A 24208-nucleotide genomic window follows, 5' to 3' on the forward strand; every position below is an offset into this window, starting at 1 on the left:
TTACGGCTTGGTAGCGAGTTCGATCGCGGCAAGAGCTCGCGCAGTTGCGCTGTATCCAAGTCCGAGTGTTGACGCATTCGCAGTGACATACTCCGCTGCTGCACGGACGGCCGCCAATGCAATCTCGCCTTCGGCATCCATTTCGAACTGCCATTGTTGGGCGCGCGAAGCAATCTCATCGTGCCCGTCTGCCCCCACGTCGATGTCGGTCGCGGTGAAGATGCGGCAGTCATACGCTCGACAAGCCTGAGGTCGATCCTCATAGATCGAGCATCCGGTTTCACCAAACATCGGGCAGTGTCCCCGTGAGTCGTAGCCCATGACGTGATTGCCTGCTGGCAAACCGGGAGCGGAGAACAGCAGTTCAGAGGGGATCACCGATCGAGCGGTAATGTCAGCATCGGTCACCAGAATGAATTGCGATGAACGGCAGCAGGCGCTGCACGAGCCGCAAGGAACATCAGAATTCGAGCCCTCGGACATGGCCAGTTTGATCTCACCCAGCCAGACACGAAAGTTGCCAGCAGGGATCGACTCAACAGCTCCTGCGCTCATCGCCGCCCCTCCATCAGGCGATTGTCTCGCAGCAGGGCCGGGCCTATTGGGTACCTCGGTCCAAGGTTGTCGCTCGCACTAGACTCAGCGACCGCGCAACTTGATCAACACACATTGGTTGAGGAGTGCTCGGGCTGTAGCGCAGTTTGGTAGCGCACTTGACTGGGGGTCAAGGGGTCGTGGGTTCGAATCCCGCCAGCCCGACTCTGCTTCTCTCACGGACCCTCGCCGTTTTGTGGGGGATTTCGTCTTTGGCGAGGGGAGTTGACAGCCCATCTGAGAGCCAATCCGCAGATCCAAGGCCGGTCAGTACGCCAGGCTCCCTCGGCGCAGACCGTCGCCTGAGTGTCGTTGGCGGGAATGGCCAGTTCGTCTTCCAGGACTCGGACGCGGCTAGGCCAACGAATCGCAAGAAAGGAACCGCTGCAAGTCCTGAATCACCGGTCGAGGCGCGCCTTCACGGCTGAGCCAACCATTGCTCGAGGAGGAAAGGTCCGAGCAGCCGAAGGAACTGCCCGTGAAGCCCGTGCGAACCCACCCAGTCGAGGTCTTGCGGATAAGTGTTACCCCTTCGTAGGGCTCGCACACATCTTGGTTCGACGTGGCATATCGACTGCTAGAGATGAGGCCCCAGTTTGCGTTGGACCGGGCCAAGACCACCGTGTGGCAGTTGGGCCGAGTTCGCGTGCGGAGGCTGTTCGCGATAGCGGACTGCACGCTACGCAGCGGAGTGCGCATCCCCGAGCCGTCTCGGTTCGAGGCTGTGGGGTGCGCGGCCTGGACTGTCTTCACTTGAAGGTCCTGAGCGGGCTCGCTAGCCGCAGGGCTGGCCGCGGCTGAAACCGCGGCACCGAAAGCCAGAGCGCCAGCCGCGGCGAAACGAACGATTGCTGACACGGTTCCTCCCCGTCAGGTCAAATGTAGAGCCGAGGTAGCCCCGCTGTCGGCGAACATTGCAATCTCGGGTGACCCCGCCCTACCCAGGGAGGCATTTGGCGACCGGGATAGCAGGTCAGACTTTCGTGTCTGCTTACCAATGACTCACCCACCGCCAATCCGGTCGACAGCGACCCCGAATCTCGCAGTCCCGACCCGATTCCGCTCCTGGTTCGCGGAATTGCCTAAGTCCCCATGTCGCACGACATCTGGATCAAGCTGATGTCCATTTGGCGCAGAGACGAGTTACGTGCGTCTGGCACGAGGTACTAGTTGGCGTACTCGCGTGCAGTTCGCGGTGCTGACCTGTCTGCCTTGAGCGCCTTCATTGCCTTTGTGATTCCCGATTGTGAACCCGTGAGAAGGGCCTCTCGCACGATGTCACAGGACGATGCCTTGGCCATCTTTACTGTGGGTCCGGCGAATGCGGGCGACGCGACTATCCCTGTCAATAGGCCGCCTGTGAGCGCAGCCACTGGACTGTTCGTCCATCAAAATCCTTGGACACTGGCCGCGTCGGACGCTACTTGGTCCGTACGTTGCAGGCGACGAAGGCACGACGAGAGCCAAAGTGAAGCTATCCATCACGAGTGAATTGCGACTCAGTTCTTTGACGAATGTGCCTGATCGGCCATCCAAGTGACATCGAATTCGGATGATGTTGCTATGCGATTTTGGAGGCCAAGTGGCGTCACTTCCGGTAGGGGCGACTTACGCTAGCGACACCATGCGGAAGATCGTCGTCATCGCCAGTGCCTGTGGGCTGCTCGCTATCAATGCAGCGGCGCTGATGCTGCTCATCGGCCCCTTGGCTCCGGGCTCAACTGACGGGGTGGAAGTTCTGGGGGAGCCGGCGTTGGTGAGCCAGGTATCAGTGTCGGTCACCCCAACAGGTGACCGTCCGCCCGGAGTGCAGGACATGGCTGCAGCGCTGGCCAGCGTAGGAGCAACTCCAGAGGTCGGCAGCTGGCCTTCATGGTGCGGCACTCCTCCAGAAACGCCATGGAAGTCCTTCGGCGTTACTGAAAACGGCACTCACGTGGGGATTGTGATTGCAAGCGCTGGAGACGGCGCCAGGCTTTGGAAGCAGCAGTCTGACGCGTTGACTGGTTGCACTCAGTTCAGAGTTGTTGCTTCTTCAGATAGCTCATTGACACTACGGCGGACGGATGTTCCGGTGACGTGGGTCGTTGCTCGACGTGGCGATGTCCTGGTCAGTGTGCTGCAGGTGTCGGACAGCGCGTCGACGCAGAGTCTCGACTCGATCGCCAGCAGTGTTGTTGAACGTACCGCGGCGCAGTGCATAGTCGGCTCGAACCAGGATGCAGATGACGACATGACCCGCAATCCGTGGCGTCCGGGCTACCGTCCGTGGCACCCGGCAGTTGCAATCGATACGCCGGAGCCGGCTGGTCCAAAGGTGCCAAAAGTTTCAGTGGTTGTGGAGTGGGCACCCACAGAGGCAGTAGAGCGGCCGGAGCTGGCAGTTATCGCCCCACCTGATCTCACAAACAACCCGTACACAATGGGGGTGGAGGTAGCGCCCGTTGTGCGCGTTCCTGTGCTCATCTCTCCATCTGAACTTCTGCCGCCAGCAGTCCCACGACCCGCCGCCCCGCCGCCAGAAGTTGAACCAATTCCCACGACCGCCACGGCGTATTTCGCGCGTGAGGACTCTGTGGGTCCGGGCTGTGGATGGGCATTCGCCGGCACCGTTCCGCCTGAGTTCGACCCGAAGCTGCCCGGCATAGAGTTGGAAGGCCAAATCGATGGTGCCTTCTCCACCGCCGCGAGCAAGTTGTCCTCTTGGCTGATGTCGATGGTGGACGCGCGCGCTTACGCACGCGAAGATGCGCAGACTCGGGCGGCACTTGCAGCCTGGGCCTTGTATGACAAAGCGTTGGAGAGGGCATCGGCCGCGTGGCAGGCCGCTCTCATACAACGAGGTCTCTCTTTGGACGCCTGGTACGCCTATGTTCCGCTGGAGCCGTTGCCAATCCCTTCGGTGCTGCCAACACAATCACCGACGGATGCGCCGAGTGTCGCGCCAACGGCCTCACCGGGGCCGAGTGCGCTTGCGATGGATGCCCGATGAAGCACGCCCGCAATCTGAGTCTGGTCGCCATTGCTGCGCTCGCAACTTTCGCAATGAGTGCCTGCACTTCTTCATCGAATCCATCATCGAGTTCCGCCGACGGTTCACCGGTGCCTGCAGTCGCTGAGTCCAACCTTGCCCTTCCTTCGGGTTCGCCATCAGCCACAGCAGGCGTCCGACCGCGGCTCATTCTCGACGGCTTGCTGAAGACGGCGGCCGGTGAGAGGGTCGTCGATGACTCCGTCACCGAGTACGAGTCTCGCGGAGCGCAAGGTTGGCAAGCGGCAACTCGTTCGGCGAGCAACCCAATCAGCAATTACCGAGCGCAGTTGCTCAGCTCCGGATGGAAGTTCACAGTCGACGAGCCAACCATGATTTCGGCACAGAAGAAGAGTGACTGGATCACGTTGACCACCACAAGTGTTCAGTCGTTCACGGGCAAACTTCCTTGGGCCACTGTCCTTGCCTACGTGCATCTGGAAGACGAGGCGGCTGAGCAGTGAAGATCCTGAAGAAGATCATGAGCTTTTTCTCGCTACGCCGAGCACATCGACCCCAATGGCATGACTATGCCGTCGGCCTGGCGGTGATGCTGGCACTCGTCGCGAGTCTGTTCCTGCCGGTGCTCGCTGGTTCCCGTGCCGTGGCCAATCAGGTTGATGAGTTGCTGGGCGACTTCCTTGACTTGGAACTCCCTGGCGAATCCGTCATGCTCGCAACGGATGGCACGGTCATCGCCCGCTTCGCCTCCTATGACAGAAACTCCGTCTCACTTGACCAGATCGCCCCCTGGGTGCCAGAGGCACTGATCGCAACAGAGGATGTTCGGTTCTACGACCACCACGGTGTTGACGTCTTCGGTCTGCTGCGCGCAATACGCAACAACGCAGAAACGTCCTCGCAGGAGGGCGGTTCCACCATCACCATGCAGTACATCAAGAACGTCAGCCTGCTGAAGGCTGAGTTGTCTGGTGATGCCGACCGGATGAAGCAAGCGACCGAACGCACGATCTCACGCAAGGTGACGGAGGTGCTCAAGGCTTTAGCGCTTGAACGTAGGTTCAGCAAGGAGGAGATCCTTGAGGGCTACCTGAATGTGGTGAGCTTCGGGTCCGATGCGTATGGCATCGACGCAGCGGCACGCCGCTACTTCTCAACCAACGCTAAGAGTCTGAGCTTGAGCCAAGCTGCGACTCTGGTTGGCCTTCTCAAGGCACCTTCCCTGCTCAATCCAATTCGAAACCCCGAGGGCGCACTTGCACGACGCAACCTCGTCCTCAATCGACTTACTTCCAATGGCGCCATCAGCCCCGCTGCCGCGCAGCAAGCCCAGGCAGAGCCTCTTGGCCTGAAGATCACCTACCCCGAGCGGGGATGTGAGGCCGCGACCGGTGGTTGGGGGACCTACTGCGATGCCGTGCTGCGCCAGCTCAAGGATGAAAAACTCCTGGGAAGCAACGAGGCGGAACAGGCCGCCGCTTGGACGCGCGGAGGTCTGGAAATACAGACCGCATTGCTTCCGGCCGCGCAGACAGCGGCTCGAGCAGCAGCGCGCTCCCACGTGCCGGCGCAGCACAGGGCATCTGCGGTCGTGGCTGTAGTGAAGCCTGGCACCGGGCAGGTGGCGGCACTGGCGCTGAGCAAGGACTTTGGCAGCGGACCGGGGAGAACTGAATTGCCCTTGGGCACGGCGGCGGTGACAGGTCCCGGATCCACGATGAAACTCTTCACGCTGTCGCGGGCTGTGTCTGACGGTATCCCGCTGACCACTGTCCTGCCGGGTGGCATCAGCTACACGTCCCCGACGATGGCCAACCCCGCGTCTGGCGCATTTCACAACTACAACACTTCGCCGGCATCAAACGTCTCGATCGTGCAGGCAACCACCCGATCCCTCAACACAGCTTTCGTTCAATTGGAAGAGCGAGTGGGTGTACGCCGCATCGCGGATCTGGCTACTCGCATGGGGGCAACTGCGATTCCTCTCAACGGTGCGCGTTCCGTGCTTGACGACGAGGGATCTTTCACTCTCGGTGCACGCGAGATCCCCGTAGTGCAGATGGCCGCCGCATATGCCACGGTGGCTGCCAATGGGCTTGCTTGTCCGGCAACGTTCATCACCGCTGTAACGACCCCTGCCGGACGCCGCGATCTGCCTTCAGTCTGCGAGCAAGTGCTCACTCCTGCTGCCGCGCGCGCAGTCACGTGGACTCTTGAACAGGTCACAGGGGAGGGGACAGGCAAGTCCGCCAGACTCCCCGATCGACCAGTTGCCGGCAAGACCGGCACCTCTCAAGATGTGGCTTCGGCCTGGTTTGCTGGATACACCCCAGATTGGGCCACAGTCGTGATGGTGGCCGATCCGCGCGGACCCCGCTATCCACTGGTCAATACCTTGGGCTACTCACGCGTCTATGGAGGCACGATTCCCGCTGCGGTCTTTGTCGACACGATGACAGCAATCCATAAAGGCATGCCTGTGAAGCGCATGGCCGACTCATTGGACAGTGAGTACTTGCTCGCAGAGCAACTCTCTGTCAGCCGGGTCGTGCCTGACGTCACGGGCCTGACAATTGCCAATGCTGCCGCAGCTATTGCCGATGCTGGTCTGAGACCTGAATCAACGACCTTCGCTGGCAATTCGGTCGTGATACGAAGCGAACCGGGACCGGGAGTGCAACTCGGCGAAGGCGAGGCCGTGCGCCTGGTCGCCAAAGCAACTCGCTGAGCGCGATGCGAATGTCTGTGTTGTTGGTCGCGCCGACTAGCCCCGCTCGCAGCCGAACCCGCGCAGGATCTTGTGAGCTTGGCAGATCAGCTCTTTGGCAGCATGCCTGATGAACCAGAAGGCAGGTCTGGGTTATCGCCAGGCTTGGCCGCTGGTCTGATGAGTCCCTGCGCCCTTAGCGGCCAAAGCAGCTCATGCTGGCTGAGAATCTTGCCTGTGAGCTCTGGTGGTTGTGCCGCCAGCCAGGTGATCAACTGAGCAGGTGCCTCGGGCAACTCGCCTTCAGGCGTCTCCTCGTCAGTAAGGAAATGGACGTTTGGTGGAGTTCGCGCCTCCACGCCGATGGCGTTGACGCCAACCCCCTGACCTGCAACCTCGCTGGCGAGACCTTGCGTGAATCGATCCAGCGCGGCCTTGGAAGTTCCGTAGGCTGTAGCGCCGAGGCTGGCCTGCCCAACGCCCATGCGACGTGGAGCACCAGTGGCAGGGGCCTGCAGGACCTCCAAGCTGGAACCCCCGTAGTTCACATGGCCGCCACCGGAACTCACATTGACGATGCGGCCATCTGCGCGCTCAAGCATCTGCGGCAGGAATAGCCGGGAGAGTTGCCAGGATGCCCGGACGTTGACCTTCCAGATGATGTCCAGTCGCTTGAGAGACAGGTCCAGGAAGGAACCAAGGAAGGATGCCGCAGCATTGTTGACCAAGATGTCGCAGCGGCCAAAGGCATTCATGGTCTCGTCGTAGATCTTCTGGATGGCGACTTCATCCATCAGGTCGGCTTCCACACTGATCACTTCACCGCCGAAATCACGGATCACTTCTTCAGTTTCGCAAAGAGTTCCAGGAAAAATGTGGTGAGGGACACCGCGCGCAACACTGACCACCTTGGCCCCCAAGCGAGCAAACTCGATCGCCGTCGCTTGGCCGATGCCTCGGCTTGAACCGGTCACCACAACAACCTTGTCGTCGAATGCGGCCATTTGCGCTCCTATGGTTTCGTCAGCATCTGAGGACGGATGCACGTGTCGAAGGACGGTAGCCGTTCCAGTTGCGGGTTCGCAGCCGATTACGCCGCCTGTCATCCAGTGACGCATGGCTTCCGAGATCTGGCTTTTGCCCCATGCTGTCGTGCTCTGCTCCTTAGGATCCGAGCATGAAACTTCTCGAAGGCAAGTCCGTCATCATCACTGGCGCAGGACATGGCGTCGGCCGTGGCTACGCACTTCTCATGGCCGAGCACGGGGCCAAGGTGGTAGTGAACGACCTTGGTGGCGCCCCTTCTGGCGGCGGCTCAGACCAGCGCGCAGCTGACGAGGTGGTGGACATCATCAAGAGCCGGGGTGGCCAGGCCGTAGCCAACTACGCCGACGTGTCGGACTTTGCGGCAGCCAAGGAGATGGTCGATCAGGCGATCGACAGCTTCGGTGGGCTGGACTGCCTCGTCCTCAACGCTGGAATCCTGCGCGACAAGATGATCTTCAACATGGACGAGAGCGACTGGGATTCGGTCATCAAGGTCCACCTCAAGGGTCACTTCGCTCCCGCGCGCCATGCGACTGCTTACTGGCGTGAGAAGAGCCGCGAAATCGGCGGCAAGGTGAATGCCTCAGTGATTTGCACGACGTCATCGGTTGGACTGCTCGGCAACACCGGCCAGACCAATTACGCCGCTGCCAAAGGTGGCATTGCGATGTTCTCTGTCGCGCTTGCGCAGGACATGATGAAGTACGGCGTCCGCTCCAATTCGATTGCTCCGTCGGGCACGACCCGACTCATTGGCATCACACGCGGCACCGATATCGCTGAGATTGCCGAGCCGGACCAGTACACCGAATACGACCCGCGCGACCCAGGCAACGTCGCTCCATTGGCAGTCTGGCTGGCTTCGGATCTCTCTCGCCATGTGAACGGTCAAGCATTCTTCTCCCAGGGTTCGCGTGTGACGCATTTCGCGCCTTGGACACCAAATGGTGTGGTCGGTGTTTCGGACAAGCAATGGGATCCTGAAGAACTTGATCAGGCCATGAACACCGTGGTCTTCGGCACCTCTCATGGAGGCTTGCGCAGTGGATACCAGTGGGGTGGGAACTCAGCGCTGAACATATAGCCGGTATTCATCGCCTGCTTGATATCTCACAGATGACGGGATTGATTCCATGGACTTGGAGTTAGTGGGCAAGCGCGCGTTGGTGACCGGTGGTAGCCGAGGCATCGGCAAGGCCATTGCCAGAGCATTGGCAAACGAGGGTTGCGATGTCGTCGTGACAGCACGCGGAGACGCGGCATTGCGCGCTACCGCCACAGAGATCAGTTCTGCCACCGGGCGAAGGATCGTGCCGATTGTTGCCGACACGAGCTCCTCGAAGGACATCAACACCATGGTGGATGCCGCAGTGGCAGCCCTTGGTGGTGTCGACATTCTGGTGAACAACGCTGCGCGACCAGGTGGATCCTCAGTTCCACCCAGGATGGCCGACATCACCGCCGAGGAGTTCTGGGAGGACATGAACGTCAAAGTGCTCGGCTACCTGCAATGCGCTCAAGCAGTAGTGCCGCACATGCTCAACAGCGGCTGGGGTCGCATCATCAGTATTTCTGGCCTGGCGGCTCGATCCTCGGGTTCGACAGTGGGCTCAATGCGCAATGTTGCGGTTGCGGCAATGACCAAGAACCTCGCCGATGAACTCGGGCCGCGAGGAATCAATGTGACAGTCGTCCATCCAGGCGGAACACGTACGGAGGCGAGCGCTGGAAAGTTTGAGGCGATCGCTGAGGCGCGTGGGATCTCTGCTGCCGAAGTCGAGCGACTCATGGGCAGCAACTCAATTGGCCGAATGGTTGACGCCGCCGAAGTTGCTGTCGTTGTGACATTTCTGGCCTCGCCTCGAAGTATTGCGATCAACGGCGATGCCATTGCTGTAGGTGGCGGAACACCGGGTCCGATCTACTACTGAACGTGTGTCGTTCGATGACATGAATCCCTTGTGCATTTCGCATGCGTGCGGCGTGATCCTCGCCTACTGTGCAATTCAGCCATCGCCTGGCCGCAGGAGGACACCATGGCAACTCGATCGGTCGATGAATTCCGCATGCAGGCTCGCATGTGGCTGAGCGATCACATGCCCCGACTAAGTGATGGTGCTGATGATCGTCCAGTAGGCACCCGCTTGACCACTGACGAGCATCTGGCCATGTGGGCGCGTCACCGCGAACTGCAGAAGCTGCTCTTCTCTGGTGGATTTGCTGGCATCTGCTACCCCAGTGAATATGGCGGACAAGGGCTTTCGCGTGCTCATCAGAACGCATTCAACGAAGAATGCGCCGAATACGAGATGCCGGTGCAGATCACCGGGGCCTCGCTGCTGATCTGCGCGCCCATGATTTTGGAGATGGGTACCGAAGAACAGAAGCAGAAATTCGTGCGCGGTGCCATCTCGGGTGAGTTGGTGCTGTGCCAACTGCTTTCAGAGCCCAGCGGGGGATCCGACCTTGCGGGCTTGCTCACAAAGGCCGAGCGCGACGGCGATACCTACGTCATCAACGGCCAGAAGACGTGGAGCACCTTCGCCTATGCAGCCGACTACGGCACCTGCCTTGTCCGCACCGACTGGGACGCACCCAAGCATCGCGGCCTGTCGATGATCATCGTGCCGATCAACGATCCGCAGTTGCATCTGAATCGTGTGCGCATGGTCAATGGTGATGAGGAGTTCTGCGAGGAGTTCTTCACCGACCTGGTCGTGCCGGCCGAGAACTTGATTGGCACCGAGAACGACGGCTGGACAGTTGCGCAGCGTCAGTTGTTCTATGAGCGCCAGGCAGTTGGGGGAGCCTCGCCTTACGCGAGCGGCCGTTCTCGAAACCAAGGCTTTATGGCGTCAGTGCCAATAGAAGAGCTCGCGCGCGCAGTGGGCAAAGCCAAAGATCCAGCAACACGCGAGACTGTTGGATGGGCTCATGCACAGGATGTGGTGATGGAGCAACTCGTGCACCGAGTGAGCACAGGGATGGCATCTGGCGAGTACCCAGCCCTTGCGAGCGCGATGATGCGCCTCAATCACGCTGAGATTCCGCAACAGAAGCAGGACATGATGCTGGATATTGCGGGCAGTCTTGCTGTGCTTGGTGATGTGCAGGGAGATGGCTATCTGCAGACCATCGGGGTCAACTATCTGATGCGCCAAGGCATCAGCCTCGGTGGTGGTTCAGCTGAGATGAGCCGCAACATGATTGCTGAACGCGTGATGGGGATGCCTCGCGAGATGGCAGCTGATCGCGATATTCCCTTCCGAGAAGTGCGCCGCGGACGGTAGGGATCTCCAAACTGCGTGGGAGCAATTGTCAGACCCTCGAGGAATAGTTCTTGGTATGCACGTTGCAGACCACTAGTTCATATTCGCCTGGTGGTGGGTCGAGAGAACGGAAATGCCATGACTGAAGCCAACTATTCCCACGTCACGCTCGTTATTGATCGCTCCGGATCAATGCAAGACCTCTGCGCTGAAGCGCAAGCAGGCATTAATACCCTGCTCCGCGACCAGTTCGCGCTCCCAGGCAAGCTCACTGTGACCCTGGTGCAATTCGATGATCGCATCGACACTGTCACACGGATGTCCACTGATGCTTTCGGCTACGAGCTCGAGCCTCGAGGCATGACCAAGTTGCTGGACGCCGTGGGTGGCGAGATTGGCCGCACAGGCAAGGATCTGGCTGCGCTGGACGATGCAGAGCGGCCAGCGCGTGTTGTTCGTGATTGTCACGGACGGCGAGGAGAACTCCAGTCAGAAATTCTCCTTGGAGCAGGTGCGCAAGCTCGTCAGGAAGCAGCAGACGAAGTTCAACTGGCAATTCCAGTTTCTTGGCACCGGTGAGGCTGCATGGCAAGGAGCGGACATGGGAATGCGGACAACTCGTTCAGTCAACACGCGTCGGGGCGAGTCGTTGAAGTATTCGCACTTGAACGATGCCGTGACCAACTACCGAACCAACCCAATTCTCGGTGCACCCTTTGAGATGCCCGAAGAAATCAAAGACGCTGGCTAGTTCGAAATGAGAGTTGAGGGCGTCAATCGATTGTCTGATTGACTCCCTCAACTGTGTCGTGCACGAGCGCTCGACTGGTTCCTACGTGTGTGCCTCGATCGAGTTGAGAAGCGTTGTCAGCATCTTTGCGACCCTCGAAATTCCGCCCACTGTCGCAAGGTAGGTATCGCGTCGCAGTTCCACCATGACTGAATGCACGCTCGGCTCCTTGTGCCAGTAGGACATCGGCACATAGGTCTCGCCGAAAGGCTCGTTGAGTCGGCTCTCGCCCAACTCGGCAAAGCTGTCTGCGACCGCATTGCGCAGCCACGGGGGAGTATGACAATCATCCGTTCCTATGCACAGCTCAGGGCGATGCGCGCTTGGCTTGACCAGCAGTTCATAGGGAAGTGCGATTTGCGGAAATGAATGGAGGTCAACAATGGTGACTTCTGGGACTGCGGCAAGACGCTGGGCAACAAGCTCCTGCAAGGCATTCGAGTAGGGGTCGAAGTACGTATTGATGAGTTGCTTGTGGTGATCCCCGTCTGTCGCCCGGAGTTCCTGGCCATGAGCTGTGCGTGTGTAGACCGCACCCATACCGATTTCCGGAGCAGCCATGCGCTCCTTTCCTGGATCCTTGAAGCGCTCAGGATCCACGACCAGCCGCGAATGCTGATTCACGAATATCCATGGTCGGATGTGACTATCAGAGGCCGCAAGTAGCGCAATCTCGTCGGTACGGGCATCGGTCATGAGGCTCAGTTCCTCGGACAATTCACGGTCCGACAAGACAATGCGCTGTCTCACCCACTCAGGTATGACAGTTGACGCGTGCGGCACGTGAACTATGACCCGCGATGTTGCATCGCCAGGGATGATTTGAAATGAGGCATCGTCTTGGACACTTTGATTTGGCATGTGTGCAGTATCGGCCTACTGGCTGACATGGAGATTGGATAAGAGTTGCCGAGCCGTGCCGGCCAAATGCCCAGTCACCAGTCTGCTGACGTAGGCCACCTCATGGTTGCCAAGCGTTACCGTCCAAGTGCTAGCCAAGGGTCCGATCAGCGGAGGGGGCCAGAGAGATTTCTGGCCCTGCATCAGCGATCGTAAAGTCCACGATGGTTGAAGCAGGGTCCCAACCTTGCGCGGACACCACTGTTCGGTAGCTGCCGGGCTCGGGTATGGCGATGGCGAAATGGCCTTCGCCATCCGTGTGTGACCAGTCCACGAGTGCGTCTGAGTCATTGAGCACTTCAACAAGCGCGGAGACGATGGGCTGTCCATTCCCATCAACGACTCGACCGTGCCGTGTGATGTCGTGCGTACGACCCGAAGTCTTGGCTGCGCGGTCGTCCATCAGCACTACAGGTATATGCAGTTGCTGCTCGTCGGAGATCACGTGTGCATCGAAGAGTGACGTCTTCACCCTGATGGTCAGCGCCATGCCGGCAGCGATCAGAGCGATAAAGCCACCCAGGAGAAATGCGTCAATGAATGCACTGTCTGAGGGATAGATCTGCTCTCCGACTTCAATGGTGGATCCAGCAAGCAGCGCTGCCACTGCCGCACTTGAGAGCGCCGCGCCTGACGCTCGAGCAAGGGTGTTGATGCCGTTGGCAGCTGCTGTCTGGGTGATGGGTACTGCCGCCATCAGCAGTGTTGGCATCGCGCCGAAAGCGATCGCCATCCCGATTGACACCACAATCGAGGCCAGGATGATGATGAAGAGTGCTCCACCTAGTGGAATGCGGAGAAAGTATCCGATGGCCATCACCAGTGCACCGCAGCACAAAGTGATGCGCGCACCGAAATTCTTGGTTATTCGTGCCGACCATGGAGCGACAATTAATGACATCAGCGCTGCAGGCACCATGAGCAGGCCGGCGTGTGCCGCAGTCAGGCCAAAGGCATAGCCGGTACTGATAGGCAACTGCAGGAGTTGCAAGGTAGCCAGACTGTTGATGTAGATAGACGCGCCAATGAGAATTGCCGTGAGGTGGGTCATCAGGACGGGTCTGTTGAGTGTGGTCTTGATGTCGACCAGAGGATCCCTCACTCGCTGCTCCCACGGCACCCACACGATGAATAGCAGTGCCGAGCCACCGAAGGCTGTCAGGGTCGAAGAACTTGACCATCCCCAGGTTGTGCCCTTGGTAATGGCAAGCAAAAGGCAGAACAGGGCCGCTGAAAGCAGGAGCGCGCCGACCACGTCGAATGAGCCACCGGTGCGGACATCGGATTCCTGGATCACGATCGAGACTGCCACCAGTAGAGCGGCAGCAAGCACTGCAGAAAGCCAGAACACCGATTGCCAGCCAAAGGCAGCGAACATGACTCCGGCCATAGGAAGGCCAAAGGCACTACCGATGCCAAGAGTTGCGCTGAGCAATGCGACGGAGGAATTCAGGCGATCAGCGGGTAGTGCATCGCGCATCACGCTGATCCCGATGGCGATCACGGCGCTCGCAGTGCCTTGGAATGCTCGAGCAACGACGAGGGTCCACAGGTTTGTGCTCACCACCGCCAGAAGAGATCCGAAGAGCAACATGCTCAAGCTGGCGAGCATCATGCGCTTCTTGCCGTACATGTCAGCCAGTCGAGTCAACGATGGAGTCGCGATAGCGCCGGCCAGCAAAGTCGCGGTGACCAGCCACGATGCGTCACTGACGCTGACTCCAAGAATCCCGGGCAGATCAGTGAGCAGGGGAATCAGGATTGACTGCATCACCGACACTGTCGCGCCACCGATGCACAGGACTGCAACGATCACTGAGGGTGGCATCGGAGTCCTGCCCCGGTTCCTGAACTGGCTGGCCACTTCCACCTCCCCCACCTGAACGAGCGAACGGGTGAACAGTTGTTCACTATAGCAATCCGGAAGCATTTGGGCGCCTCATTCGAAGGGAATAGAGCCACCAGCGCAGAGGCTTGTGCTGACCCATAGGTCTCCCAGCGCGAAGTTGCGGAGTGAGATATGAACGACAGCCGAGCTGTGTGACCGAGTTGTGCCGGCAGTTGATAGCGCCTGTGTCGAGGAGACACAGGCAGTCAGGGCGAATCCGATGGAACGGTGATCGCGATCAGTCTGCACAGATGAGCAGGGCACATGTTCATGGCTCGCGGAGCTCGAGTTCATGGCTCGCGGAGCTCGAGCGGCAGCTGGAATGCAGGAGTGGACATTTCCTATTCCACGGGCACGCACGGATCCAAATTCACGACCTGCCAAGGGAGTCGACGGATAGCCTGAAGGCATGAAACTCGCTGTGCACTACCCGAATTTCAGTTTTCCCGGCGGTCCAGAGGCGATTGGACCAACGATCGCGGCTACCGCCCGTGCAGCCGAGGAAGGTGGATGCGCGCAGTTCACCGTCATGGACCACTGGTTCCAGATGGAAGCCCTGGGCGCGGTCCAGGATCCAATGCTGGAGGGTTACACGACTTTGGGCTTCTTGGCTGCTCACACTCAGAAGATGCGACTCGGACTGCTCGTCACCGGTGTGACGTATCGACCTCCGGGCCTGCTGGCCAAGACTCTTGCCACTTTGGATGTCCTGTCCGAGGGTCGCGCTGAACTCGGCATAGGAGCGGCTTGGTATGAGCGCGAGCACTTTGGTCTTGGGGTGCCGTTCCCGCCGATTTCAGAGCGTTTCGAGCGGCTGGAGGAAGCACTTCAGATCTGCCTGCAGATGTGGAGTGAGAGCGAGGGTCCCTACGTAGGCAAGTACTACCAACTAGCAGAAACCATTTGCCAGCCCATGCCTCTGCAGTCACCTCGTCCGTCGATTCTGATCGGCGGCGGCGGGGAGAAGAAAACTCTGCGCCTAGTGGCGAGATACGCCGATGCCTGCAATCTGTTTGCGACAGATCAGAGCGTTGTGCAGCACAAAATCAATGTGTTGGCGGAACACTGCGCTGCCGAAGGCCGAGACTTCAGCAGCGTTCACAAGACGATTACTTCAGGTTCACTGGGACCGCCGCAGGAGGCTGACTCCTTCATCGAACGCATGAAGCCGTATGCAGATATGGGCGTTGACCAGGTATGGGTCACGCCTGCGGGACCTAGACCCGCAGATTGGATTGCTCAGTTCGCCGACACAGTCGTCCCCAAATTGAGCGAACTCTAGATACGTGGTGTCGCCGGCTGTTTCGGTGAATCATCTTGCTGATCTGCTGTTGAGCACGGCTCGATCAAATCCCGCTGCCGTGGCAGTTCGAGTGCCCGGTGGACGTCAATGGACTCACGGCGATCTTGATGGCGCCTCTTCGCAGATCGCGCATGCGCTGGTCAATATGGGAATCAAGCCGGGAGATCGCGTTGCCGTGCAGATCCCGAAATCCACGGAGACGATTGCTTTGCATCTGGCATGCATCCGCGTGGGCGCTGTGTATGTGCCACTCAACAACGCGTACACCGCAACTGAAATCGTTGCCTTGCTCGATGATGCAGAGCCAGCGCTGTTCGTCCGCGAGGAACCCCTGAATCATTCAGTCAAGCTGTTGAGCATTGGCGAACTCATCGCCTTGGCATCACATTCGTCATCCGCGTTCGCCGATGTTCCAAGAGCTCCCAGCGACCCGGCCAGCATTTTGTACACCAGTGGCACCACGGGTCGGCCCAAGGGAGCAGTGCTGAGTCATGGGAATCTCGCGTTCAGCGCGCGGATCTTGGTAACCGAGTGGGGCTTCACGTCCAAGGATGTATTACTTCACATACTCCCGCTTTTTCATACGCACGGCTTGTATGTCGCTGTGCACACAGCCCTTGCAAGTGGCGCCTCCTTGATCCTTCACGAGGCATTTGATGTGACTCGCGTCCTGGCGGATCTGCCGCAAGCGACGACGATGATGGGCGTGCCCACGCATTACGTCCGCCTGCTTGCCGATCCCAGTTTCGACAAGGCTGTCACTTCGAATGTGCGGCTGTTCACGTCAGGCTCGGCACCGATGCTGGTCAGCACGCATCGGGAATTCACTGCGCGAACGGGTCAAGTCATTCTCGAGCGCTATGGCATGACCGAAACATGCATGCTCACATCCAACCCTTTGCTTGGCGTGCGAAAGCCGGGGACAGTCGGCCCTGCCCTGCCAGGAGTTGAGGTGCGTCTGACTGCAGAGGCACCGGGAAATATTGAGGTGCGCGGCCCGAACGTCTTTGACGGCTACTGGCGGCGTCCTGAGCTCAAGGCAACCGAGTTCACGGAAGATGGTTGGTTCAAGACTGGCGATCTTGGCTTTGTCGACGACGATGGATACATCGAGATTGTCGGCCGCTCCAAGGACCTCATTATTTCGGGTGGGCTCAATATTTATCCCAAGGAGATCGAACTGCTCCTGGACTCACTGCCGGGAATTGAGGAATCAGCAGTGATCGGAGTAGACGATTCGGATTTCGGCGAAGCAGTTGTTGCGGTTGTGGTGCTCGACGGAACAGTGGCTACCTCGCCAGAGTCGATCCGCCAGGCAGCACGCGAGCAGTTGGCCGGCTTCAAAGTTCCCAGGCGAGTCTTCATTGTCGACGCCTTGCCTCGAAATGCCATGGGCAAGGTTGAAAAGGCCAGACTCCGCGCCAGTTATGCCACTGCTTAGACCCTCCATCTGTCCTCATTGAGGCAGGACCACGTGATGCAAGACCGGCGCCATGTAGCACTGACCGGCTCCGTCCTTCTCGTTGGTCTCATTTTGTTGGCTTCGACTCAGGTCCACGCGGCGAGAATGCGATCGGTACCGTGACGCAGAACCCCCAAGCTGTGTTCTATGCCCCACACCGAACATCGGTGCTGGCTCCGATCAGTGGAACCGTCGCGATGGCGCCGCTGGGCTGCATCAGTACTCAGCCGATCGCCGGCTGACGCAGCATCGCCGAGCAACCGATGGGCGTTGTGCAGAACATTGATCCACGTGACGTCAATACAGGGACACGCCGAATCCTTGCTCGGATTGCTTGTGAAGTCTCTGGCACGTCATTGACTCGGCAGCAGGCTCGCCCCGAATAAGGTCGGAAGGAATCCGCACGCCTTCTACAGATCTTCGGGAGCCACGATGAAGCCTCGCATCGCCTACACCGCATTTGTTGGCTTGAGCCTGCTTGCTGTTGGAGCACTTGGCGCTTCTTCCGCCGCGAACGCAGCTCCGGCAGGCACGACCACAGTGATCAATTGCGCCGGCAAGGGCGAGGTAAAGCCGAGTTCTATCACCATCACTTGTGCGGATGCCAGCGTCTCGGTAATCAAGATCACCTGGTCCAGTTGGCGCCCAGATTCAGCAACGGGCAAGGGCGTGCTGTCATGGAACACCTGCCTGCCCAGCAACTGTGCGGCAGGGATCATCGAGTCATATCCCGTCACTGTGAAACTCAGTGGCCTCGCACATGCGCCCAAGAGTCTGGTCTTCTCCAAGATGACACTTGGTTTCCCGCAAGGTGGACCAGCGTCACTCGACAGTGGCACGTACATCTTGGACAACCCGACTCGCTGACCTTAGGCTGGACGAGAACACCATCTCATGCTGCTCCAGTCCCGGGCAGAGCCTCGCTTGTCGGAGGCGCTCTGCTTCGAAGGGACTTGCGCATGATGAGTGAAGAAAGTCGAGCGATTCTTGTGCAATCGCATATCGACAGTGAGACTCCGAGTGCGTCGACATCGGGTACAGCAAGCACTCTGATGCAGATTTGCAAGGCAGTAGTGCGCGTTCTTCCAGCTAGCGGTGCAGCAGTCAGTCTGATCACAAAAGCCGGCCCGGCTGGCATCGTTGCATCCTCTGATGCTCGGGCTGAATCCATTGAAGAATTGCAATTCACTCTCGGGGAGAGCCCAGGGTGGGACGCCTACGAGGCACGAACGCCGGTCTTTGCACCCGACATCGCGGGAAGCCAGTCCAATCTCTGGCCGGCTTACGCATCCGCCGCGACCGAGCAAGGGGTGAGGGCGGTGTTCGCATTTCCGCTGACTTTTGGCACAGCGGGGCTTGGAGTACTTGATATCTATCGAGATCAGGCGACGGATTTGGACGAGGAGGCCATGGCGTTTGCCCATGCCTTCTGCAGAGCGGCAACCGCCGAGCTCCTCGATGGTCAGGAGCAGGCGGGGTCGGGCTCAACCCCCTTTGGATTTGAGGATGCGCTTGACTCCCAGTTCGCGATTTATCAAGCCCAAGGCATGGTGATGATCCAACTGGGCGTCAGTTTGCAAGAGTCGATGTCCCGGATGCGTGCCTATGCCTACTCCAATGACCTAGGTTTAGGGCAGGTCGCCCGCAATGTTGTTGCTCGAACGTTGGATTTCAGTGGTGACCAGCGGTGACAGCCGTCGCCAAGGATGGAAGTGAATGATGAGAGTCCTGACTTCAGAGCGAGTGGCTGCGATATTCGTTGAATTCGCCGACACACTCGTCGAAGAATTTGATGTCATTGAATTCATGCAAATGGTGGCGACTCGAGCTTCTGAACTGGTTGCGCAGTCTGATGCGGGCATTCTTCTCGGTGACAAGAACAATCTCCTGCAATTCATGGCCGCTTCAGATGAGCGCACAGAGCTTTTGGAGCTCTTTCAGGTACAGGCTCATGAAGGCCCCTGTCAGGACTGCTACGTATTGGGTGCTCCAGTGATCAACACGGATCTACGCACTGCAACTGAGCGTTGGCCTCGATTTGCACCGCGCGCGGTTGCTGCAGGATTTCGCTCGGTGCATGCATTTCCACTTCGCCTGCGGCAAGAGGTCATCGGAGCGCTCAATCTCTTCAGTACAGATGTCGGAGTGTTGGAGCCGTCCGACGTGCGCTTGGTACAGGCCCTAGCTGATGTGGCAACGATCGGACTCCTCCAGGAGCGGGCGATTCGGCGCGGGGAGGTGCTCAGTGAGCAACTCCAGGGTGCCCTCAACAGCCGCATCATCATCGAGCAGGCAAAAGGCGTTCTTGCGCAGATCCACGGATGCACCGTCGATGAGGGTTTCAATTTGTTGCGGGCTTACTGTCGCACTCACAATCTCTTGTTGAGCACCGTAGCTGCGGCAGTGGTGCACGAACCCAAGTTGTTTCCTGCCCTGACTGCTCCCTGAAGAGTCTTGTCCTAGGAAGATTGCTTCAACGTCACCAAGGAGTACTCATGTCGTTCATTCTGTGGATCATCGCAGTCATCATCGCCATTGTCGGAATAGTTCAATTGCTGCAAGGACAATTCATCTTTGGCATCGTGCTCATCATCGTGGCCTGCCTCGTTGGCCCTGGTGGTTATTCGATTTTCAAGTCGCGAGGCTCGCGCTCGTAGCTGCGCCAGTTGCGCAGTTGCCAGCGAAGCGTTAGATTGCACTTGTTACCCCGGACCTCGGTGGCATGAATGTCATGCAACTGACTGATCCGGGGTTTGTGCTTTCCGGTCACTGACACTCGGATCTCAGGTTGTCGGCATTCAGATTCGAACGAGATCTACTCTCGAATGTGAAGGGATCGTCATGTATGTGGCATTGAGCGCAATCTTTATCGCCGTAGGTACTTTTCTGGCTTTTGCTGTACAGGCTGCTTTCGCTGGGATCGATACCTTTGTGTTTGGTTGGTTGTTGATCGGTATAGGTGTGCTGGGTCTGATCCTGAAGATGATCAACCTGCCTCACCGTGGGGATTACTCACTTGCGGAATCTCGCAAGGTCCTGATCAGTGCGCAGCACCTTGCCAGTCCGGCTGTCATCAGCAATGTGGTAATCCGACAGTCAACGGATTCTCTGGGCTAATGCAAGGAACTACTGACCGCCTGGCTTGAGCTCGATGAATAGCCCGTGGGCTTCGATCATCAATAGGTCCTCGTCGTACATCGCTCCGTAGACATATCTCTTGCGCCCCTCGATGCGCTCAATGAAGCCCTCGATTCGCAAGTCCTTGTCAATCGGCGTCACCTGTCGAAAATCAATGTTCAGATATGCCGTGCGACAGATCGGGCGACCATGATTGGCCACGCGTCCCAGTACTTGATCCATCAACAGTGGGATTGCTCCGCCGTGGACGGCACCATTGCCGCCCAAGTAGAAGGCTGAGTAGCGCACATGTGCGTCGAGTCGCTCCTCGGTCTGTGCGACATCAAACAGTTCAGGAGCCAAAGTCCTACTGCCCCCAGAGCGACGAATATCGTCCCAGGACTTGTCGCGAGAGACGAGATATCGGTATTCCTCCAGTAATGACGCGACATCTTGGAGAGTCTTTGCGGCCTGCAATGCAATCTCCGGCGGCGCGTTCGTGCTCGACACCCGGTCCTGGACGGCACGCAGTGCGGCTCCCAGTTGGTGCAGAGGAGTCTGAGCCGGCAGTTGCTCTGACTCATCAAGAAAGATACTCATGGATTCCTCGGTTCCTTCGCCCGTGCGGTCGCAAGCGCATCAGCCCACCACTGCAAGTCAGCCAGCATCATGTCCAAACGAGGCTTGAGTGGTTGCATCAGTGCTAGGTCGTAGCGGTCCTCTGCTGTGAGTACTGGCCGCATCACATCTGGAAGAATATGGACAGCGTGGCGCAGGGGAGCCATTTCAAATTCAGCGGCGACCTGACGCAGTTGCTCGACCGCGCGAGCACCGCCCACCCCACCCCAGGCGATGAACGCCACGGGCTTGCGAGTCCACTCAACAAAGAGGTGGTCCATGGCATTCTTCAATGCCGCGGTGTAGCCATGGTTGTACTCAGGCGTCAGGATGATGAAGCCATCTGCCAGGTCGATGCGCTCCGCAAAGCGTGCGATCACCTCTGTTGAGTATTTGCGCGGTGTTCGTGCGGGTGGGGGGACGTCATATTCAGGCAGGGGGTGGTCACGGAGGTCCACCAGATCGACATCGATCCCATCGATATTCGCCAATTCTGCAACGACCCACCGGGCGGGAACATCGGCAAAGCGTCCCTCTCGGGTGCTGCCAATGATCACTGCAATGCGACTCAACGCGAAGTCCCTTCAAGAATAATTGAAGATTAAAGTATCTCGTAGAGCTGCAGTGAAGTATGCCCATTTGGGCAATTACCAGGCGTAGGCCTCAGGTGCGGTTCCACCGGGACCGGGGAACATAACGTCCAGGGCTGCCAGTGCTTCAGCATCCAAGGTGATGTCCAAGGATCGCAGGGATCCGTCCAGCTGCGCCAAGGTGCGCGGACCGATGATCGGCGCAGTCACACCTGCCTGGTGCAGTAGCCAGGCCAATGCGGTGTCTGCCGGATCCTCATCTCTGGCTTGGCAGAAGTCCTCCCACGCTTGAATCTGTGGCCGCAGTTTCTCTAGCCGACGATTGGTGCGACCGTCGCCGCTGCGCCCAAGGTCGCCTGACTCCTGCTTCTTGATGATGCCGCCCAGAAGTCCGGCCTGAAGTGGCGACCACGGGATGACGCCGACCCCGTAGTGCTGGGCGGCAGGCAGTACTTCGAGCTCGATCGTGCGAGCTAGCAGGTTGTAGAGGGACTGCTCGCTGGAAAGGCCTAGGAAGTTGCGGCGACGGGCAGCCTCCTGCGCCTGGGCGATGTGCCAGCCAGCGAAGTTGGATGAGCCGACATAGATGATCTTGCCCTGGTTGCGCAGCACCTCCATGGCTTCCCAGATCTCATCCCAAGGGGTACGGCGATCGATGTGATGCATCTGGTAGATGTCGATGTAGTCGGTCTGCAGGCGCTTCAGCGAGGCGTCGCACGCTCGCCGGATATTGAGCGCGGACAACTTGCCATCGTTAGGCCAGTCAGTCATGGGCTGGTAGAGCTTGGTTGCTAGCACGGTCTTGTCTCGACGTCCGCCGCCTTGTGCAAACCAGTTGCCAATGATGCTCTCAGTGAGCCCAGCGTTGCCGGGGCCTCCATAGAAGTTCGCGCTGTCGAAGAAGTTGATGCCGACTGAAATGGCGTGATCCATGATCGCGAACGAATCGACCTCGGAAGTCTGCGGGCCGAAGTTCATGGTGCCCAGGCAGAGCTTGCTTACCGAAAGGCCAGTGTGTCCCAAGTGTGTGTATTTCATTTGCGCATTTGAGCACAGCCAGATGGCGCGCGTATCGACTTCAGTTGAGAACGTTCGATGACCTCCTCACGCGACAGGGGTTAGTCTGGGGACATGCCCCTTCAAGGTGAGTACGAGCCAAGCCCCGTCCGTTTCGTGCGTGAGCAGGTCGAGTTGATCGAGTCCTCAGGCGGCACCGAAGGCACCAAGCATCCAGAGGGCTACCCGGTCATTGTGTTGACAACTCTGGGAGCCAAGTCAGGCAAGATTCGCAAGTCAGCACTGATGCGGGTTGAGCATGAAGGCAAGTACGCGGTGGTCGCGTCCATGGGTGGCGCTCCCACAAACCCCACTTGGTACAACAACCTGCTGACCAATCCCACGGTCGAGTTGCAGGACGGCCCGGTGAAGAAGGACTACACGGCCCATCTGGCCGAGGGCGAAGAGCGCGAGATCTGGTGGGAGCGTTCAGTTGCTGCCTTCCCGCCGTATGCGGAGTACCAAACGCGTACTGATCGACAGATCCCAGTCTTCATTCTCGAGTCCTAGATAGCAGCCGCTGGCGTACGCACGCCACTGGCATACTCCGAACTTGTGAGCTCAAGTTTCCTTGGCATTCCACCCGAGGCCTTCTCTTTCTACCGAACCTTGGCGACCAATAACACCCGCGAATGGTGGGGCGCACACAAGTCGGACTACGACAGCAACGTCCGTGAGCCAATGCTGGCCCTGCTCGCTGAACTGGAACCGGAGTTCGGCAAGGGTCATATGTTTCGCCCGCATCGTGACACGCGTTTCGCCAAGGACAAGACCCCAATCAAAGAGCATCAAGGCGCGGTCATTGAAATTGAAGATGCCATGGGCTACTACCTGCAGGTCTCGGCGAACGGGCTCATGGTGGGTGGCGGATGGTACGCCGCCGCTGGGCAGCAGATGCAGCGCTATCGCAATGCTGTCGAAAGCCCTGTAGTCGTTGAGCTGGAGCGCATACTGGGAACTCTCGGCCGCAAATTCGTAGTGGACGGCGATCCGGTCAAGACGCGTCCGCGAGGAGTTTCGCCGGATCACCCGAAGCTGGAATTGATGCGCTATCGCAAAGTCACGGCAATGCGTGAGTACTCAGCAGACGATTGGCTGAAGACGTCCAAGACGCTGGCGACGGTGCGCAGCGATTGGCGAGCACTGCGGCCGCTGGTCGAATTTCTGGCCGACCATGTGGGACCAGCCGAAGAGCCAGGACGCGAGTAGCCGTGTCCGCGGGAATTTCCTAGCAGGAGCAGGTGTTGTTGGGGTTGTCGGACTGAAGGCAACCCCTCGGTACCGTCGATTCATCAGATCCAGGTCCCGGCGCTTGGCTCACAAGGCCGAGCGCCGGGACTGCTGGTCAATACTGTGAGTGTGGTCAGTCGTGAGAGCACATGGACAGAGCAAGTCCAAGCCGCTGCAGTCGAGGGGGACTCGTCCGCTCTGACGCTGCTTTTTGCTGAGGGACACGAATTGTTCGGCGAGCAAGCCGGCACTCAGTGGGCTCGTGCGCTATCTGGACTGGATGGCACCGCTGTCACTGGCTGAGAACAAGTACCAGGATCCCCAAGGCAGCGAAGACTCCTGCCAAGTACAGCATCAGCACGCCGATTGCGGCAACGCGCAGGGGCGCGCGGTATTCGCCCGCCGAGTACTTGAAAGCATTCTGCAGGATGACGGCAAAGCGCGTGGCATCTGCGGCTGCGTTGCCGTGCGGGTCGCGCTGAGACCAATAGGCGCGTTCATTGGACATGCCAGCACCGGCAAAGCCGACGCCGAAACTGGCCAGAACGAAAGCAAAGATGAACAAGGTGACAGCAGCGAGATTCATTGCTGGAACGTATCTCGTTCCTTCGTGACCAAAGTCAGGGAATCGGCAGATGTCGGTGG

Annotated in this window: 26 protein-coding genes and 1 tRNA gene; 18 read left to right on the forward strand and 9 right to left on the reverse strand. The window is 58.8% G+C overall.

Translation table 11 applies throughout. The features are described 5' to 3' along the window. A complete protein-coding gene (locus Q8M73_07935; GenBank protein MDP2288480.1) occupies positions 1 to 555 on the reverse strand; it encodes a YkgJ family cysteine cluster protein in 555 nt (184 codons plus the stop codon). A 130-nt stretch (positions 556 to 685) separates the two neighbouring features. Between Q8M73_07935 and Q8M73_07940 the strand changes: the two genes are divergently transcribed. Beyond that, positions 686 to 759 (forward strand) — tRNA-Pro (locus Q8M73_07940). A 189-nt stretch (positions 760 to 948) separates the two neighbouring features. Here the strand turns inward: Q8M73_07940 and Q8M73_07945 are convergent. Further along, positions 949 to 1452, reverse strand: a complete 504-nt coding sequence (locus Q8M73_07945) for a hypothetical protein (GenBank protein MDP2288481.1) — start codon at positions 1450 to 1452, stop codon at positions 949 to 951. Positions 1453 to 2218: 766 nt separating this feature from the next. Here Q8M73_07945 and Q8M73_07950 point away from each other — a divergent pair. From Q8M73_07950 to Q8M73_07960, 3 genes are read left to right on the forward strand one after another with little or no spacing between them, the layout of a single operon-like run. After that, on the forward strand, positions 2219 to 3586 hold the full coding sequence (locus Q8M73_07950; protein MDP2288482.1) for a hypothetical protein: 1368 nt from the start codon (positions 2219 to 2221) through the stop codon (positions 3584 to 3586). Beyond that, positions 3583 to 4089, forward strand: coding sequence for a hypothetical protein (locus Q8M73_07955; GenBank protein MDP2288483.1), 507 nt, complete (start codon positions 3583 to 3585; stop codon positions 4087 to 4089). The genes Q8M73_07950 and Q8M73_07955 overlap by 4 nt, the downstream gene beginning before the upstream one ends. Next, the gene (locus tag Q8M73_07960) at positions 4086 to 6314 is read left to right on the forward strand and encodes a transglycosylase domain-containing protein (protein ID MDP2288484.1); all 2229 of its coding nucleotides are present in this window, start codon (positions 4086 to 4088) and stop codon (positions 6312 to 6314) included. The genes Q8M73_07955 and Q8M73_07960 overlap by 4 nt, the downstream gene beginning before the upstream one ends. A gap of 86 nt (positions 6315 to 6400) precedes the next feature. On the opposite strand, the gene Q8M73_07965 is transcribed toward Q8M73_07960, so the two are convergent. Next, positions 6401 to 7297 (reverse strand): SDR family oxidoreductase, encoded by an 897-nt coding sequence (locus Q8M73_07965; protein ID MDP2288485.1) that lies wholly within the window; start codon positions 7295 to 7297, stop codon positions 6401 to 6403. A 173-nt stretch (positions 7298 to 7470) separates the two neighbouring features. On the opposite strand from Q8M73_07965, the gene Q8M73_07970 reads away from it, so the two are divergent. From Q8M73_07970 to Q8M73_07990, 5 genes are all read left to right on the forward strand, one after another. Beyond that, positions 7471 to 8424 carry an SDR family oxidoreductase gene (locus Q8M73_07970; protein MDP2288486.1) on the forward strand — a complete coding sequence of 318 codons (954 nt, stop codon included), beginning with the start codon at positions 7471 to 7473 and terminating at the stop codon, positions 8422 to 8424. 49 nt (positions 8425 to 8473) lie between these two features. Then, positions 8474 to 9271, forward strand: coding sequence for an SDR family oxidoreductase (locus Q8M73_07975; protein ID MDP2288487.1), 798 nt, complete (start codon positions 8474 to 8476; stop codon positions 9269 to 9271). A gap of 105 nt (positions 9272 to 9376) precedes the next feature. After that, positions 9377 to 10630: an acyl-CoA dehydrogenase family protein gene (locus Q8M73_07980; GenBank protein ID MDP2288488.1), complete on the forward strand. Its 1254-nt coding sequence runs from the start codon at positions 9377 to 9379 to the stop codon at positions 10628 to 10630. A gap of 117 nt (positions 10631 to 10747) precedes the next feature. After that, positions 10748 to 11188: a hypothetical protein gene (locus Q8M73_07985; protein ID MDP2288489.1), complete on the forward strand. Its 441-nt coding sequence runs from the start codon at positions 10748 to 10750 to the stop codon at positions 11186 to 11188. 22 nt (positions 11189 to 11210) lie between these two features. Then, positions 11211 to 11360: a hypothetical protein gene (locus tag Q8M73_07990; protein ID MDP2288490.1), complete on the forward strand. Its 150-nt coding sequence runs from the start codon at positions 11211 to 11213 to the stop codon at positions 11358 to 11360. A gap of 81 nt (positions 11361 to 11441) precedes the next feature. On the opposite strand, the gene Q8M73_07995 is transcribed toward Q8M73_07990, so the two are convergent. Both Q8M73_07995 and Q8M73_08000 read right to left on the reverse strand, forming a co-directional pair. Further along, the gene (locus tag Q8M73_07995; GenBank protein MDP2288491.1) at positions 11442 to 12260 is read right to left on the reverse strand and encodes an N-formylglutamate amidohydrolase; all 819 of its coding nucleotides are present in this window, start codon (positions 12258 to 12260) and stop codon (positions 11442 to 11444) included. Positions 12261 to 12390: 130 nt separating this feature from the next. Next, positions 12391 to 14127 carry an MFS transporter gene (locus Q8M73_08000; protein MDP2288492.1) on the reverse strand — a complete coding sequence of 579 codons (1737 nt, stop codon included), beginning with the start codon at positions 14125 to 14127 and terminating at the stop codon, positions 12391 to 12393. Between the two features lie 469 nt (positions 14128 to 14596). Between Q8M73_08000 and Q8M73_08005 the strand changes: the two genes are divergently transcribed. From Q8M73_08005 to Q8M73_08035, 7 genes are all read left to right on the forward strand, one after another. After that, complete coding sequence (locus Q8M73_08005; protein MDP2288493.1) at positions 14597 to 15469, forward strand: LLM class F420-dependent oxidoreductase; 873 nt, start codon at positions 14597 to 14599, stop codon at positions 15467 to 15469. Positions 15470 to 15473: 4 nt separating this feature from the next. Then, on the forward strand, positions 15474 to 16931 hold the full coding sequence (locus tag Q8M73_08010) for an AMP-binding protein (protein MDP2288494.1): 1458 nt from the start codon (positions 15474 to 15476) through the stop codon (positions 16929 to 16931). Between the two features lie 453 nt (positions 16932 to 17384). After that, positions 17385 to 17819 carry a hypothetical protein gene (locus tag Q8M73_08015; GenBank protein MDP2288495.1) on the forward strand — a complete coding sequence of 145 codons (435 nt, stop codon included), beginning with the start codon at positions 17385 to 17387 and terminating at the stop codon, positions 17817 to 17819. 92 nt (positions 17820 to 17911) lie between these two features. After that, positions 17912 to 18643 carry a GAF and ANTAR domain-containing protein gene (locus Q8M73_08020; GenBank protein MDP2288496.1) on the forward strand — a complete coding sequence of 244 codons (732 nt, stop codon included), beginning with the start codon at positions 17912 to 17914 and terminating at the stop codon, positions 18641 to 18643. A gap of 25 nt (positions 18644 to 18668) precedes the next feature. Further along, a complete protein-coding gene (locus Q8M73_08025; protein MDP2288497.1) occupies positions 18669 to 19400 on the forward strand; it encodes a GAF and ANTAR domain-containing protein in 732 nt (243 codons plus the stop codon). 47 nt (positions 19401 to 19447) lie between these two features. Further along, entirely contained in the window at positions 19448 to 19609 is a 162-nt protein-coding gene (locus Q8M73_08030; protein ID MDP2288498.1) for a GPGG-motif small membrane protein, read from the forward strand. A 184-nt stretch (positions 19610 to 19793) separates the two neighbouring features. Continuing rightward, positions 19794 to 20069 carry a hypothetical protein gene (locus tag Q8M73_08035; protein MDP2288499.1) on the forward strand — a complete coding sequence of 92 codons (276 nt, stop codon included), beginning with the start codon at positions 19794 to 19796 and terminating at the stop codon, positions 20067 to 20069. Positions 20070 to 20078: 9 nt separating this feature from the next. On the opposite strand, the gene Q8M73_08040 is transcribed toward Q8M73_08035, so the two are convergent. The 3 genes from Q8M73_08040 to Q8M73_08050 form a co-directional block, all read right to left on the reverse strand. Beyond that, a complete protein-coding gene (locus tag Q8M73_08040; GenBank protein ID MDP2288500.1) occupies positions 20079 to 20669 on the reverse strand; it encodes a PaaI family thioesterase in 591 nt (196 codons plus the stop codon). Continuing rightward, on the reverse strand, positions 20666 to 21259 hold the full coding sequence (locus Q8M73_08045; GenBank protein MDP2288501.1) for an NAD(P)H-dependent oxidoreductase: 594 nt from the start codon (positions 21257 to 21259) through the stop codon (positions 20666 to 20668). Before Q8M73_08045 ends, Q8M73_08040 begins: the two co-directional genes overlap by 4 nt. A gap of 75 nt (positions 21260 to 21334) precedes the next feature. Next, a complete protein-coding gene (locus Q8M73_08050) occupies positions 21335 to 22315 on the reverse strand; it encodes an aldo/keto reductase (protein ID MDP2288502.1) in 981 nt (326 codons plus the stop codon). 93 nt (positions 22316 to 22408) lie between these two features. On the opposite strand from Q8M73_08050, the gene Q8M73_08055 reads away from it, so the two are divergent. Continuing rightward, positions 22409 to 22843 (forward strand): nitroreductase family deazaflavin-dependent oxidoreductase, encoded by a 435-nt coding sequence (locus tag Q8M73_08055; GenBank protein MDP2288503.1) that lies wholly within the window; start codon positions 22409 to 22411, stop codon positions 22841 to 22843. A 45-nt stretch (positions 22844 to 22888) separates the two neighbouring features. Next, positions 22889 to 23542: a DUF2461 domain-containing protein gene (locus tag Q8M73_08060; protein MDP2288504.1), complete on the forward strand. Its 654-nt coding sequence runs from the start codon at positions 22889 to 22891 to the stop codon at positions 23540 to 23542. Between the two features lie 313 nt (positions 23543 to 23855). Here the strand turns inward: Q8M73_08060 and Q8M73_08065 are convergent, their stop codons facing one another. Continuing rightward, positions 23856 to 24149 carry a hypothetical protein gene (locus tag Q8M73_08065; GenBank protein MDP2288505.1) on the reverse strand — a complete coding sequence of 98 codons (294 nt, stop codon included), beginning with the start codon at positions 24147 to 24149 and terminating at the stop codon, positions 23856 to 23858. Positions 24150 to 24208 lie beyond the last annotated feature (59 nt).

The sequence above is a fragment of the Actinomycetota bacterium genome (assembly GCA_030684515.1).
Classification (GTDB): Bacteria; Actinomycetota; Actinomycetes; order S36-B12; family S36-B12; genus UBA11398.

Coding starts and splice junctions, on each gene's coding strand:
- Q8M73_08030 (MDP2288498.1), top strand. CDS start 19,448: ATGTCGTTCATTCTGTGGATCATCGCAGTCATCATCGCCATTGTCGGA.
- Q8M73_07950 (MDP2288482.1), top strand. CDS start 2,219: ATGCGGAAGATCGTCGTCATCGCCAGTGCCTGTGGGCTGCTCGCTATC.
- Q8M73_08000 (MDP2288492.1), bottom strand. CDS start 14,127: ATGCCACCCTCAGTGATCGTTGCAGTCCTGTGCATCGGTGGCGCGACA.
- Q8M73_08050 (MDP2288502.1), bottom strand. CDS start 22,315: ATGAAATACACACACTTGGGACACACTGGCCTTTCGGTAAGCAAGCTC.
- Q8M73_07970 (MDP2288486.1), top strand. CDS start 7,471: ATGAAACTTCTCGAAGGCAAGTCCGTCATCATCACTGGCGCAGGACAT.
- Q8M73_07935 (MDP2288480.1), bottom strand. CDS start 555: ATGAGCGCAGGAGCTGTTGAGTCGATCCCTGCTGGCAACTTTCGTGTC.
- Q8M73_08065 (MDP2288505.1), bottom strand. CDS start 24,149: ATGAATCTCGCTGCTGTCACCTTGTTCATCTTTGCTTTCGTTCTGGCC.
- Q8M73_07980 (MDP2288488.1), top strand. CDS start 9,377: ATGGCAACTCGATCGGTCGATGAATTCCGCATGCAGGCTCGCATGTGG.
- Q8M73_07995 (MDP2288491.1), bottom strand. CDS start 12,260: ATGCCAAATCAAAGTGTCCAAGACGATGCCTCATTTCAAATCATCCCT.
- Q8M73_08015 (MDP2288495.1), top strand. CDS start 17,385: ATGAAGCCTCGCATCGCCTACACCGCATTTGTTGGCTTGAGCCTGCTT.
- Q8M73_08005 (MDP2288493.1), top strand. CDS start 14,597: ATGAAACTCGCTGTGCACTACCCGAATTTCAGTTTTCCCGGCGGTCCA.
- Q8M73_07990 (MDP2288490.1), top strand. CDS start 11,211: ATGGGAATGCGGACAACTCGTTCAGTCAACACGCGTCGGGGCGAGTCG.
- Q8M73_08055 (MDP2288503.1), top strand. CDS start 22,409: ATGCCCCTTCAAGGTGAGTACGAGCCAAGCCCCGTCCGTTTCGTGCGT.
- Q8M73_07975 (MDP2288487.1), top strand. CDS start 8,474: ATGGACTTGGAGTTAGTGGGCAAGCGCGCGTTGGTGACCGGTGGTAGC.
- Q8M73_08040 (MDP2288500.1), bottom strand. CDS start 20,669: ATGAGTATCTTTCTTGATGAGTCAGAGCAACTGCCGGCTCAGACTCCT.
- Q8M73_08020 (MDP2288496.1), top strand. CDS start 17,912: ATGATGAGTGAAGAAAGTCGAGCGATTCTTGTGCAATCGCATATCGAC.
- Q8M73_07965 (MDP2288485.1), bottom strand. CDS start 7,297: ATGGCCGCATTCGACGACAAGGTTGTTGTGGTGACCGGTTCAAGCCGA.
- Q8M73_07955 (MDP2288483.1), top strand. CDS start 3,583: ATGAAGCACGCCCGCAATCTGAGTCTGGTCGCCATTGCTGCGCTCGCA.
- Q8M73_07985 (MDP2288489.1), top strand. CDS start 10,748: ATGACTGAAGCCAACTATTCCCACGTCACGCTCGTTATTGATCGCTCC.
- Q8M73_08025 (MDP2288497.1), top strand. CDS start 18,669: ATGATGAGAGTCCTGACTTCAGAGCGAGTGGCTGCGATATTCGTTGAA.
- Q8M73_08035 (MDP2288499.1), top strand. CDS start 19,794: ATGTATGTGGCATTGAGCGCAATCTTTATCGCCGTAGGTACTTTTCTG.